The following is a 12,487-nucleotide window of genomic DNA, read 5'->3' on the forward strand; positions in this document are numbered from 1 at the left end:
GGGTGACGCACGGTCGTGCGGGTGGTGCGGCGGGCGCGGACGCGGGGTTCAGCCCTTGACCGCGCCGACCATGACCCCCTTCGAGAAGTGCTTCTGCAGGAAGGGGTAGACCAGGAGGATCGGCACCAGACTGATCACGAGCACCGCCATCTGGAGCGACTGCTGAGGCGGCGGGGAGGTGCCGAGGGAGGCGATGTTGTCGGCGCCCAGCGGCGCGTTGTTGACCACGTAGGTGCGCAGCACCAGTTGCAGCGGCCATTTCGAGGTGTCGTTGATGTAGAGCATCGCGGTGAAGAAGCTGTTCCAGAAGCCGACCGCGTAGAACAGGCCGACGACCGCCAGCACCGCTTTGGACAGCGGCAGTACGATCCGGGTCAGCACCACGAACTCGCCGGCGCCGTCGATCCGGGCGGAGTCGAGCAGGTCCTGCGGCAGGTCCATGAAGAACGACCGCATCACCACGACGTTGAAGCCGTTGATCATGACCGGCACGATCAGCGACCAGTAGGAGTCGAGCAGCCCGAGCTCCTTGACCACCAGGTAGCTGGGGATGATGCCGGGGCTGAACATCAGTGTGAACAGCACGGTCAGCAGCAGTGGTTTGCCGGCGAAGATGCCCGGGCGGGCCAGCGCGTACGCCAGCGCGGTGGTGCAGGCCAGCGCCAGCAGGGTGCCGACCACGGTGATGCCGATCGACACGATCAGCGACCGGGTGACCACGCCTCCTGACAGCACCGCCCGATAGGCGTACAGCGACGGGTGGTCGGGCCACAGGACGAACCCACCGGCCTTGGTGACCTGGTTCTTGTCGGCGAGCGAGGTGGAGATCACCGCGACGAACGGGACCACCACCACCGCGCAGCACAGCAGCAGGACCAGGCCCTTGAGGGCGCGCACGGGCAGTGAGGCCGTGCCGCCGCCCGGTCCCGCGCCCGCCCCGCGGCGCGGCGGCGGCGCCGAGCGGCGTCCTGCGGCCCGGGTGATCGGACTGCGCCTGCGCGCTGGACGGTTGGTGACAGCGGTGCTCACGACTCGTACACCCCGCGCTCTCCGAAGATGTGGGCGACCTTGTTGGCGCCCAGGACCAGGGCGACGCTGACCACGCCCTTGACCAGGCCGACCGCCGCCGACACGCCCCAGTCGCCGTTGATCACGCCGTGGTTGTAGACGTAGGTGTCCAGGACCTCCGAGGCGTCGGTGCCCACCGGCGCCTGCTGGAGCAGGATCTGCTCGAAGCCGGTGTTCAGCGAGTCCCCCAGTTTGAGGATGAACATCAGCACGATGACGCCCCTGATGCCCGGCAGCGTGACGTGCCACAACTGCCGCATCCGGCTGGCGCCGTCGACCGCTGCGGCCTCGTACAGGCTGGTGTCGATCCGGGACAGCGCGGCCAGGAAGAGGATGGTGCCCCAGCCGGAGTCCTTCCAGACGACCTGGGAGGTGATCAGTACTTTGAACAGGCCCGGGTCGCCGATGATGTGGAAGCCGCCGGAACCGTGGTGCAGCAGCCAGGTGTTGAGCATGCCGGCGTTGCCCAGCATGGACTGGAACAGGGCGACCACGATCACCCAGGACATGAAGTGCGGCAGGTACAGCACCGACTGCACAACACGCTTGATCCGCTCCGACACCAGCGAGTTGAGCAGCAGCGCGACGGCGATCGGCACCGGGAAGACGAAGACCACCTGTGCGACCGCCACGATCAGCGTGTTCTTCAGCGCCGTGATGAACTCCGGGTCGCCGTTGAAGATCACGTCGAAGTTCGACAGGCCCACCCACGGCGAACCCCAGATGCCCAGGAAGGGCTGGTAGTCCTTGAAGGCGATGACGTTGCCGAGCAGCGGCAGGTAGGAGAAGAGCAGCACCGCCGCGATGCCGGGCAGCGCCAGCAGCAGCAGGAACCGGTCCCGGCGCATGCGGGCGAACCAGTTCTCGCCGGCGCGCGGCTGGACCCCGCCGTCACCGCGCGGCTCCGGCCCGCCGTCGCGTCGCGGCCGAAGCCGCCGCGTCGACTCGACAGCCATCTTTCCTCCTGGGCGTCGTGTGCGGGTCCTGCCCGCGGTTCGTGAGGGACCGGTGGGGGCCGGGCGGCGCGGGGGCGCCGGTCGGCCCGTGCGGTCAGGTGGCGGATTCGGCGTACTCGGCGGACATCTTGTCGCCGCCCGCCGACCGCCACTGCTTGATCACGTCGTCCCAGTCGGACAGCGGACGGCGGCCAAAGGCGATGTCCAGTTGCGCGTCGTCGGTGATCTTCTTCAACTGGGCGCCCTTGCGACTGTTGGTGTCGGAGTAGCGGCCGACCGCCGGGTTGGCGATCAGGTTGTTGGTGACCCGCACGTGCCAGGTGTGCTGCGCGGTGACCTCCGCCTTCGCGCCGGGGCCGATAATGGTGGGCGCGTCGGTGATGTACTGCACGTCCACCAGTTCGCGGGCGCCGCGCGAGGTCGGTGTCGGCAGCCCGTCCTTCCAGGTGTAGTCGACGCCCTCGACGCCGAACTTGCGCTGCAGGTGCTCGGCCGTGCCGATCGGCGCGCACAGCCAGTTCAGCAGGTTGACCAGTGCCCGGGTCTTCTTCTCGCCCAGGCCCTTGCGGATCACCGTCAGCCCCTGGCTGCCGGTGCCGGCGTAGTGCTTCGCGTCACCGCCGCCGGCGTACTTCGGCTCCACCAGTGCGGTCACCTTGTCGTAGCCGATCTGCCGGCCGAAGATGTCCCAGGCCGCGTAGCCGTCGCTGGTCATCACCGTCCGGCCACTGGTGAAGTAGTCCCGTAGCGGGGTGAACTGGGCGGTGGCGGAGGCCGCGTCGGGGTGGAACAGGCCCTGCTTGACCATGGACCGCACCAGGCCGACGGCCTGCTTGGTGCGCTCGTCGGTCCAGAAGCTGACGAACTTGCCGCCGCGGTCGTCCCAGGTGTTCGGCACGCCCAGCATCATCTGCAGGTGGGTGACCATGCCCCACACGTCCGCGAACGCCCAGCGGCTCTTCTTCGCGTCCGTGACGTCCTTCATCAGCTGGAGGAAATCCTGGTAGCTCTTCGGCTCGGGGTTCGCGCCGAGTTGCTTGATGATGTCGATCCGGGCGAAGAGCGGGTTGAGGGGCAGCGCGCGCGGCTGCGGCACCGCGTAGATCGTGCCGTTGGCCACCGCGGACTTCCACGAGTCGGTGGGGATGTTCGCCAGGTACGGGAACTCCTTGGCGGCGTCCCCCGAGAGGTACGGGCCCAGGTCGGCGAAGAGCTTCTCCATCACCTGCGGCTGGTCCGGGGTCGGCACGGGGAACCCGACGATGTCCGGCAGGTCGCCGCCGGCGATCAGCGTCTGGAACTTCGTGGGGTAGTCGCCGCCGGTGGCCAGCGTGATGTCCAGCTTCGCGCCCGCGCCCTTGTCGAGCTGCTGCCAGAACGCGTTGTTCCCCGGACGCGGCGGCACCGCGCTGTAGGTCGGGTAGATGATGCTGACGTCCCCGACTCCGGCCAGCGGCGGCGTGCTGAAGGCGGGCTTGGGGTGTCTGGGGTAGCTGAAGTAGCCGGCCATGGCGCCTCTCGTGGTGCCGGGCAGGTCCGGGCGAACCACGTCGACCGGCGCGTACGTCGGCAGCTTCGCCTTGGCGTTCGCCGCCGCGGTGTTCTTGGCCACCGTGGCGGTGGAACAGGAGGACAGCAGCGGCACCGCGGCGCCCGCCGCGGCCACCGCGCCGGCAGCGAGGAACGTACGGCGGGAGGGACCTGAGGAACCTGTGTGTGCGGGCATTGCGGCGGACCTTCCGTGCGGGTGGGGGCCTGCGGGTGTGGGAACTGCTGGTGGAACGCGGCGAGTGGGGCGCTGAAGGCTGCGGGCCGTGGTGCTGCGGGCGGTCGGGGCAGGTCAGCGTTCGGAGGTGCGGAGGTGCTCGGGCCAGGACAGGTCGAAGCCGAGCGAGCCGGTGAGCAGCCGCTGGAAGCCGGCCAGCAGCGCGGGGTCGTTGCGGACCTTGCGCGGGGTGGTGGAGGTGTTGAGGCAGTGCGCGGCCAGCGCGCCGGCAGCCTCGCCGATGTTCCACTCCACCGGGTGCAGCCGGTAGCAGCCATTGGTGATGTGCGTGGTGCCGATGTTCTTGTTGGCCGGCAGCAGGTTCTCCACCCGCTGCGGGATGAGCGCGCCCAGTGGTATCTGGAACGGGTGGTCGGCGATGTCGATGTAGGTGCTCGGGCCGCCCTCGCCGCCGGAGCAGGGGTGCAGGTCGATCCGGTAGGAGCCGACGCCGACGGAGTCGGTGAAGATCTCCGAGCCCGGCGGGAGCCCGGCCTCGGCCCGCGCCTGGACGCCGACATGCTGCTCCAGCACCGTGAACTCGGCCTTGATCCGGCGTGATTCGCGGACGTACGGGCGCATGGCCAAGCCGTCGGACGTGCCCAGCACGTCGCCGCGCAGCCGCAGGCCCCGGTAGCCGGTGCCGCCGTCCAGCCGCGGTGCTTCGGTCTGCATCCAGTACAGGAAGGACAGGCTCTGCTCTCGGGAGGCGGCCAGGTGCCGCTGCTTGGTCTGCTCGTCCACGCCGAGCAGGGGGCCGGCCATGTAGTCGATCTGCGGCCAGTTCACGAGGGTGACGTCGCTGCCGTAGCGGCCGCGCGGGTAGTTGGCCGCGGAAAAGATCCGGCGGAAGTTCCAGCGGTCGGCGGCCACATGGCCGCGCGGGGAGTCCGGGTGTTCGAAGATCGCCTCGCGGCGCGGAGTGAGGGTCTGCGGGATCACGTCCTCCCACGACAGCAGCGGAGCCGGCCAGAAGTCCGGTCGGTAGGCGCGCCAGAAGTCGTAGTCGACCGGTCGGTCGATGGTGAAGTCGCCGTCGGGGTGGTAGTCCACAGCGAAGCACCAGGTGAACGACTGCTGCACCAGCGGGTCGGCCGGGCCGTCCAGCGCGTGCGGCTCGCCCGTCTGCGCCTGGCTCTCCGCGCCGATCACGTGCTCCACGCCGCCCAGTTCGAGCAGGTCGCCCAGTTCGGTGGCGTCCAGTACGTAGGCGGCGGAGATGGTGGTCTCCTCGCCGGTCTCCCGCGAGCGCAGGGTGACAGCGGTGACGGTGTCGCCGCTGGTCTCGGCGGAGACCGGCTCATACGGGCACAAAACGGTCAGTTGGGCGTCGGCCCGGTAGGGGGCCAGCAGTTCGCCGATCGCGGCGACCCCGACCACCGGTTCGTGGCAGATCGGGCTGACGCCGCCGCCGCCCGGGTTGAGCACGGCGGTGGCGAGGGCGTCCGCGCTGAGGTCGTAGTTGCGCCGGTAGTAGTCGCGGATGTTCTGGCGCAGCTTCCGGTAGGTGCGGGTGGCGCCCCGCGACTCGATCCAGGGGTGCTCGTCCGGTGGCACGGCCTGAGACGTCATCTGGCCGCCGAGCCACGGCGACTCCTCCGTCAGGACGACGCGGCGCCCCAGTCGGGCCGAGGACAGTGCGGCGGCCACACCGCCGAGGCCGCCGCCGACCACGAGAACGTCCGTCTCCTGCACCGTCATGGGGAACCTTTCCGCCAGGGGACCGTGGCCGGGGCCGCCGGGAAAGCGTGCGACCGGCCTGTCCGCAGAACGCGATATGAGGGTCGGGCACAGCGGCCGGGGAACACCGGCGCGCCAACACATGGCGGGACCGGGGGGTGGCCGCTGACATGCCCTTTTGGCTGATAAAGCGCTTCAACCAATGCGGTTAACCTAGGCTCGTTGCGCTAGGGTGTCAACGAGTGGTCCGGAAAATTTCGACCTGCCCCTGTCCGTCCTGCGGACGCCGCCGGGCGCGCCGGGCGCTGTGGCTTCGTCGGCGGTCCGAGCCCGGGCAGGGGCCCGTCGGCCGCGGAACGCGGTCGGACGGCGGGCGGCCGATTCCCCGGAGGCGCGGTGCGGCACGCAGGTCGTCGGGTCCTGTGGGAGCGGACACGGTGCGGGGCCGGTCCCGGAGCGTGGGCGCTCCGGTGGTGGCGGATCGCGGTTTCCTCGGACCGGTGTATCGCGGCGACCCCGCGGGGCCGGGACAATGCCGGGGCGGTACGGGACTTGGCGGCCGTTCGGACGGGCGGAGCGCGGCACAGTGACGCCGAAGGCGAGGGAGCGGGCATGGTGAGGAAGACGGCCGGGGACGGCGCCGGTGAGGATACGGGCGGCCGGGGTCCGGCGCGCGGTCCCGGTACGCGCCGGACGAGCGCAGGCGGCCGGAGCGGTGCGGACAGCACCCGCCGGAAGATCACTCAGGTGGACGTGGCCCGGCACGCGGGTGTGTCCACCGGCATCGTCTCGTCCGTGATCAACGGTCGTGACTACGGCTCGATCCGGGTCAGCGACGCCACTCGCGAGCGGGTCAGGGACGCCGTCCGCGAACTCGGCTACGTGCCCAACATCGCGGCCCGCAACCTGGCCCGCGGCAGCAACCGGCTCCTCGGCGTGTTCACGTACCAGCCGATCTTTCCGCTGGAGAGCCGGGACTTCTACTACGAGTTCTTGATCGGCATCGAGGAGGAGGCTGAGCGGGCGGGCTACAACCTGCTCCTGATGACCGGCTCCAAGGACCGCAGGAACGAGCGCTCCATCTACGCCGACGGCGTCAACAGCCTCCAGTTGGCGGACGGTTCGGTGCTGATCGGCGTCAACGAGTCCGCCGAGGAACTGTCCCGGCTCGCCGACGAGTCCTACCCCTTCGTCTTCGTCGGCCACCGCGAGATCCCCGGTCTCGACCTCTCCTTCGTGGCCGCGGACTATTTCGGCGGCACCGCGCGGATCGTCCGCGAACTCACGGCCCGGGGGCACCGCAGGATCGCCCTGGTACAGAGCGCGCGGGGTTTTGAGGGCATCCCCGGCCGCAGGGCCGGATTCCGGTTCGCTCGGGAGGAGTTGGGACTGACCGCGGACGATGCGCCGGTCGTCACGCTCGGCATCCCGGAGCCGGGCGCGGAGCAGGAGGCGGAGGCGGCGGTGGACGACGTGCCCGAACTGCTGCGCTGGATCGAGCGGCACGGCACCACCGCCCTGGTGGTCGAGGTGAGCACCGACGCCGCGGCGATCCGGGCGGCCGCACTCGCGGCCGGCCGGTCGGTGCCCGGTGGCCTCGCCCTGGTGGGACTGAGTGGCACCCCGGAGCAGCCGCAGGTCTCCGACCTCGCCGAACTCCACATCCCGCGAAGGGAGATGGGGCAGGAGGCGGTCCGCCTGCTGCTGCGTCTGCTGGAGTCCCCGCGGTCCGCGCCGCTGCGCTCCACGCTGGACACCGGCCTGCGCGCCGGAGCCACGCTCGGCGAGTGACGGCGGCCCGTTCGGCGCATCGCGCCGGACGGGTCTTCACCTCGCGCCGCGCCGTCAGCAGGCGGCCGTCACCGTGGACACGTCTCACAACTCCGCGGCCTCCCCAGACCTCACGGGCTCCACATGCGGGGCTGCCACGGCAGGGCCACGGCGGCCTCGTCGAGCGGTGCCACGGCGAAGTCCGGGGCGAAGACCAGCGGGAGCCAGACGTAGCCGGAGTCGTTGACCGGGACTCCGCGGTGCGGGCCCCAACGGTCGCCGACGTAGACGTGCTGCCGCGGCCCGCCGTCGGCGGCCGGCGGCCAGCTCACCACGCAGGCGGTCTGGGAGCCGTAGCAGGTGCGGTCGCCGAGGTCGTGCAGCGGTCCCCACGGCCCCGCCGGCGCCTCGGCGACGGCGTACCGCTGCTGGTTGGGCGCCCAGCCGCTGCACCCCGAGGTCAGCAGTACGTAGCGGCCCTCGTGCCGGAAGAGCGCCGGGGCCTCGCGGTAGGCGCCGGGCCAGAGCACGGCGACGAGTTCGGCCGGGGCCGTCAGGTCCTCGGTGAGCCGGTAGACGTGCAGATCGGCGTTGTCGTTCGCCGCCGACAGCAGGTAGCCGGTGCCGTCGGTGTCCTGGAAGAGCGTCAGGTCACGGGACATGTGGCCCAGTCGGCGGAAGTCGCCGAAATAGCGGTAGGGGCCCTGCGGACGGTCCGCGACCGCGACCGCTGCCCGCGCCTGCCGGTAGTTGCCGGCCTCCTCCTTGTGCGCCCACATCACGAAACGGCCGGTGGTGCGGTCGTGGAGAACCTTGGGCCGTTCGAGGTTGGCACGGGCCAGGTGCGGATGGGAACGCTGGGTGAGCGCCGCGCCGAGCGGTTCCCACCGCACGAGGTCCGTGGAGCGGTGGACCTCGACCGAGCGGAACGTCCGGTCCGGGTGCCGGTCCTCGCCGAACCAGTAGTAGGCACTGTCGTGTTCGAGGATGCCGCCGCCGTGCGCGTGCACCGGAAGGCCGGTGCTGCCCGTCAGGCCCGAGCCGTTGAGCGGACGCGGGTCTCCTGGCGTCATCGCAGCACACGCTCCAGGAAGCGGATCTGCTCGGCGGTCTGGTACGCCCCACCGCCCTCATGGCCGTTGTACTTCCACACGTTGATGTCCTTCTCGCCGCCCCATCGGTGATAGGCGGCGAACACCGTGGAGGGCGGACAGGTGCTGTCCATCAGGGCCGCGGAGAACAAGGCGGGGGCGCTTGCGCGGGCGGCGAGGTTGACGCAGTCGAAGTAGTCCAGCGTCTTGAACGCCTGCTCCTCGCGGTGGCGCTGCGTGCGAACGAGAGTGACCAACTCCCTGTACGGAGAGGAGTCGGTGATCTCCGTCGCGCGCCGGAAGTGGCACAGGAACGGCACGTCCGCGACGGTCGCGCTCACCGCATCGTTCAGGCCGGACGCCGCGATCGCGATGCCGCCGCCTTGGCTGCCGCCGTATACCGCGATCCTGCTCCGGTCGATGCGCGGGTGGGACAGCGCGGTGTCCACGGCAAGCGCGGCATCGGTGAACACCCGCCGGTAGTAGTACGTCTGCGGTGACTCGATGCCCCGGGTGAGGTACCCGGGCGTGTGCGGCGCGCCGCCCGGTGCCGGGTCCGGGGTCACCGCGTGGGTGTAACCGCCGCTGCCCTGGCCTCGGGTGTCCATCACCAGGTTCGCGTACCCGGCCGCCGACCAGGTCAGGTACTCGTGCGGCAGGCCGCGGCCGCCGTTGTAGCCGATGAACTCCACCACGCACGGCAGCGGGCCGTCGATGTGTCGAGGCAGGAGCAGCCAGCCGCGTATGTCGTGGCCGCCGTATCCGGAGAAGGTGACGTCCAGCACGTCCACGGTCCGCAGCCCGCTGTCGTAGGGCTCGAAACGGGCCGGCCGCGCGAGCGCGCGGGACTCGGCGAGGGTCTGCCGCCAGAAGTCGTCGAAGTCGGCAGGTTCGCTGATCTCGGGCCGGTAGGCGCGCAGGTCGGCCAAGGGCATGTCCACGAGCATCGGTGGGTGAGCCTTTCATGCGAGGGAACACAGGACGGGGGAAGGGATGGAAGGGCGCGGAGGATCCGGCGAAACCGCAGCTCACCCGGCGGCACGGCGGTCAGCCGGTGAGGGTCAGGGACAGGTGGGCCGTGGCGTGGGCGTCGTTGCCGACGTACACGTCGATCAGACCGGGCTCGACCACGAGGGCGCCGTCGTCCGCGGCGAGGAAGCCCAACTCCTCGGCGCCGAGGGAGAACAGCACCGGAGCACTCTCACGCGGCTTCAGCGTGACGCGCTCGAAGCCGCACAGCCTCCGGACTGGTTGGACGACGGAGGCCACCGGGTCGCGTACGTAGAGCTGCACCACCTCGTCGCCGGTGCGCTCGCCGACATTGGTGACGGTGGCGGTGACCTCGATCCGTCGGCCTGCGGCCAGTTCGGCAACCGGCGTCTCGCGTGTCGCGCACGTGGGCCCGCTGATGGTGAACTCGGTGTAGCTCAGACCGTGTCCGAACGGGAAGCGCGGACCGTGCTCGGTGTCGAGGTAGCCGGAGACGAAGGGCTGGTGGGGACGGTCGGGGGCGGCGGGGCGCCCGGTGTTCTCGTGCGCGTAGTACAGCGGCAGCTGGCCGACCGATCGGGGGACGGTCACCGGAAGCTTGCCACCCGGAGGGACGTCACCGAGCAGCAGGTCGGCCAGCGCGGGGCCAGCCTCGATGCCGCCGTGCCAGGCCAGCAGCACCGCCGGCACTCGGTCGATCCACTCCTCGACGACCAGTGGCCGTCCCGCCGCCACCACCACCGCGAACGGGCGGCCGGTAGCCGCCACCGCGGTGATCAGCTCTGCCTGACCGGCGGGAAGGCGGAGGTCGCTGCGGGAGGACGCCTCACCGCTGAGCGAGGACGCCTCGCCGACGACGACCAGCGTCACCTCCGCCGCCCGCGCCGCCGCCACCGCGTCGGGCCCGTCGAACGCGTGCCGGAACCGCACCGACGGTGCGGCGGCCCGCAGCGCGTCCAGCACGCTCGTCGCCGGGAAGCGCGTCCCGCCGGGACCGGACCATGTACCGTGCAGATCGTTCGAGTCCGCGTAGGGGCCGACCACCGCGACCGTACCCGTGCCGCGGTCGAGCGGCAGCACACTGCCATCGTTCTTCAGCAGCACCGCGCACCGGGCGGCCGCGTGCCGGGCCATCGCCCGGGTCCGCGTGGTCGGCTCGTACGGCGTCGCCGCCTCGTCCGTGTACGGCCGGTCGAATAGCCCCAGGCGGTACTTCAGCCGAAGGACGCGTGCTACCGCGTCGTCAAGGCGATTGCCCGTTACCGCCCCGTCGGCGAGCAACCGCGGTCCGTGCGCGGCGAGATGGGTGCTCGCCATCTCCATGTCCAGGCCCGCTGCGAGGGCTTGGCGGCCCGCGTCCGCGCCATCGGCCGCGAAGCCGTGTACGACCAGTTCGTGCACCCCGTTCCAGTCGCTGACCACCACACCTTCGAAACCCCACTCGTCCTTCAACACCCCAGTCAGCAGCCCCGGATGGGCATGCGCCGGGATGCCGGAGACCGTGTTGAACGCGGCCATCACAGTGGCGGCGCCAGCCTCGACCGCCGCCCGGAACGGCGGCAGGTAGACGTTGCGCAGCCGCTGCCATGAACTGTCCACCGTGTTGTAGTCCCGTCCGCCCTCCACCGCACCGTAGGCAGCGAAGTGTTTGGCGCACGCCGCCAGCCGATCCGGCCCCGACAGGTCATACGGGTCGGGGCCCTGATAACCGCGGACCTTCGCGGCCGCGAACCGGGCGGTCACACAGGGGTCCTCGCCGCTACTCTCGGCGACCCGGCCCCAGCGCGGCTCACGGGTGACATCGACCATGGGAGAGAACGTCCAGTGAACACCGTTGCGCCGGGCCTCACTCGCGGAAACCCGCGCATCGGCGACAGCCACGTCCGGGTCGAAACTCGCCGCCTGCGCCAGCGGGATCGGAAAGGTGGTCCAGAAGCCGTGGATGACGTCGAAGCCGAACAGCAGAGGTATGCCCAGCCGGGACTCCTCGACCGCCGACCGCTGGAGCGCGTTGGTATGAGCGGCCCCGTAGAGGTTCAGCACCGAGCCCAGCCGACCGTCGCGGGCCGCCCGCTCGGCCAGGTCGTTCTGCCCACCGCCCGGACCGGTGGCGCCGGTCCAGGCGAGCTGCTGGAGCTGGCCGAACTTCTCCTCGACGGACATGCGCGCGAGTAGCCCAGCGACAAGCGCGCTCTCCTCCGGTTCCCCGAACCGGCCGACCGAGCCGTTCCTTCCCGGCCCGTCGGGTCCCCCTCCGCAAGCCCCCGATCCACCGCTTCCACCGGCCCCGTCCGTTCCGCCGGAGGCACTGGTCGTTGGGTGGCACATGGGCTCGGTCTCCCAGAAGGCATGGGCGGGAACATGAACGGGCACAGTCGTACGGCCGCGCACCATGGGGCAGGACGCGGACGAGGACGCGCCACACGGCTGACGATAATGCGCTTTATTGCCGGAAGCAATGCCGGTCCGACCGCGACGGGGCACTTGGGCAACGCCGAGACTGCGACCCGCACGGTGCGGGCTGCGGCCGGGGAGAGCTCCTGACCGCCTACGGGGAGAACTTCAAGGCCATTGAGCGATCGCGTCCCTTGGTGTGGTGTAGCCGATCAGTCAGCGGTGGTGTTGGGTAGCGCGGGGGCGCTTTCGGGGGTCTGGGCGGGATAGAGCTCTTCCATGCTGCCTTCGGGCAGGTAGCGGCGGGGGAAGGCGATCCACTCGTCGTGCAGTTCGAAGAGCACGGCGGTGACGAGCCTGAGCAGGGCGTCGTCGTTGGGGAAGACCTGGACGACGTCGGTGCGTCGTTTGACCTCGCGGTTGATGCGTTCCAGCGGGTTGGTCGACTGGATCTTCTTCCAGTGGCGTTCGGGGAAGCTGGAGAACGCGGTCAGGGCGTCCTTGGCCTCCAGCAGCATCTCTTTGACCTTGGGGAACTGCGTGCCGAGCATGTCGGCCACGGTGTCCAGCTGGCTGCGGACTGCGGCGGCGGTGGGCTGGGCGAAGACTGTGCGGATCGTGGCGGCCACCATCTCGGCCGCATCCTTGCTGATCACGTTGAAGACGTTGCGCAGGAAGTGAACCTTGCACCGCTGGTAGCCGGCGCCGAGCATGACCTTGCGGATCGCGGCGACCGGCCCGAGGTGATGGTCGCCGATGACCAGGCGCACCCT

At 70.5% G+C, this 12,487-nt stretch carries 9 protein-coding genes; 1 reads left to right on the top strand and 8 read right to left on the bottom strand.

Annotated elements, in window-relative coordinates; genetic code table 11:
• Positions 1-48 precede the first annotated feature (48 nt).
• The 4 genes from AC3ERT_RS31295 to AC3ERT_RS31310 form a co-directional block, all read right to left on the bottom strand.
• Positions 49-1,029, bottom strand: a complete 981-nt coding sequence (locus tag AC3ERT_RS31295; protein ID WP_435127348.1) for a carbohydrate ABC transporter permease — start codon at positions 1,027-1,029, stop codon at positions 49-51.
• Complete coding sequence (locus AC3ERT_RS31300; protein WP_435127350.1) at positions 1,026-2,024, bottom strand: ABC transporter permease; 999 nt, start codon at positions 2,022-2,024, stop codon at positions 1,026-1,028. The genes AC3ERT_RS31295 and AC3ERT_RS31300 overlap by 4 nt, the downstream gene beginning before the upstream one ends.
• A gap of 94 nt (positions 2,025-2,118) precedes the next feature.
• Positions 2,119-3,750 carry a type 2 periplasmic-binding domain-containing protein gene (locus AC3ERT_RS31305; RefSeq protein ID WP_435127353.1) on the bottom strand — a complete coding sequence of 544 codons (1,632 nt, stop codon included), beginning with the start codon at positions 3,748-3,750 and terminating at the stop codon, positions 2,119-2,121.
• A gap of 114 nt (positions 3,751-3,864) precedes the next feature.
• On the bottom strand, positions 3,865-5,490 hold the full coding sequence (locus AC3ERT_RS31310) for an FAD-dependent oxidoreductase (RefSeq protein WP_435178204.1): 1,626 nt from the start codon (positions 5,488-5,490) through the stop codon (positions 3,865-3,867).
• A 726-nt stretch (positions 5,491-6,216) separates the two neighbouring features.
• Here AC3ERT_RS31310 and AC3ERT_RS31315 point away from each other — a divergent pair.
• Positions 6,217-7,260, top strand: a complete 1,044-nt coding sequence (locus AC3ERT_RS31315; RefSeq protein WP_435127357.1) for a LacI family DNA-binding transcriptional regulator — start codon at positions 6,217-6,219, stop codon at positions 7,258-7,260.
• A gap of 110 nt (positions 7,261-7,370) precedes the next feature.
• Here AC3ERT_RS31315 and AC3ERT_RS31320 read toward each other — a convergent pair whose 3' ends face one another.
• From AC3ERT_RS31320 to AC3ERT_RS31335, 4 genes are all read right to left on the bottom strand, one after another.
• Positions 7,371-8,312, bottom strand: coding sequence for a family 43 glycosylhydrolase (locus tag AC3ERT_RS31320; protein ID WP_435178206.1), 942 nt, complete (start codon positions 8,310-8,312; stop codon positions 7,371-7,373).
• Positions 8,309-9,265: an acetylxylan esterase gene (locus AC3ERT_RS31325; protein WP_435127361.1), complete on the bottom strand. Its 957-nt coding sequence runs from the start codon at positions 9,263-9,265 to the stop codon at positions 8,309-8,311. The genes AC3ERT_RS31320 and AC3ERT_RS31325 overlap by 4 nt, the downstream gene beginning before the upstream one ends.
• Positions 9,266-9,377: 112 nt before the next feature.
• The gene (locus tag AC3ERT_RS31330; RefSeq protein WP_435178208.1) at positions 9,378-11,483 is read right to left on the bottom strand and encodes a glycoside hydrolase family 3 N-terminal domain-containing protein; all 2,106 of its coding nucleotides are present in this window, start codon (positions 11,481-11,483) and stop codon (positions 9,378-9,380) included.
• Positions 11,484-11,926: 443 nt separating this feature from the next.
• Positions 11,927-12,487 (bottom strand): transposase (locus AC3ERT_RS31335; RefSeq protein ID WP_435178210.1); only part of this gene is annotated, 561 nt, incomplete at its 5' end.

The sequence above is a fragment of the Actinacidiphila sp. bgisy145 genome, assembly GCF_057708125.1.

Coding starts and splice junctions, on each gene's coding strand:
- AC3ERT_RS31300 (WP_435127350.1), bottom strand. CDS start 2,024: ATGGCTGTCGAGTCGACGCGGCGGCTTCGGCCGCGACGCGACGGCGGG.
- AC3ERT_RS31305 (WP_435127353.1), bottom strand. CDS start 3,750: ATGCCCGCACACACAGGTTCCTCAGGTCCCTCCCGCCGTACGTTCCTC.
- AC3ERT_RS31310 (WP_435178204.1), bottom strand. CDS start 5,490: ATGACGGTGCAGGAGACGGACGTTCTCGTGGTCGGCGGCGGCCTCGGC.
- AC3ERT_RS31320 (WP_435178206.1), bottom strand. CDS start 8,312: ATGACGCCAGGAGACCCGCGTCCGCTCAACGGCTCGGGCCTGACGGGC.
- AC3ERT_RS31325 (WP_435127361.1), bottom strand. CDS start 9,265: ATGCCCTTGGCCGACCTGCGCGCCTACCGGCCCGAGATCAGCGAACCT.
- AC3ERT_RS31330 (WP_435178208.1), bottom strand. CDS start 11,483: ATGTCCGTCGAGGAGAAGTTCGGCCAGCTCCAGCAGCTCGCCTGGACC.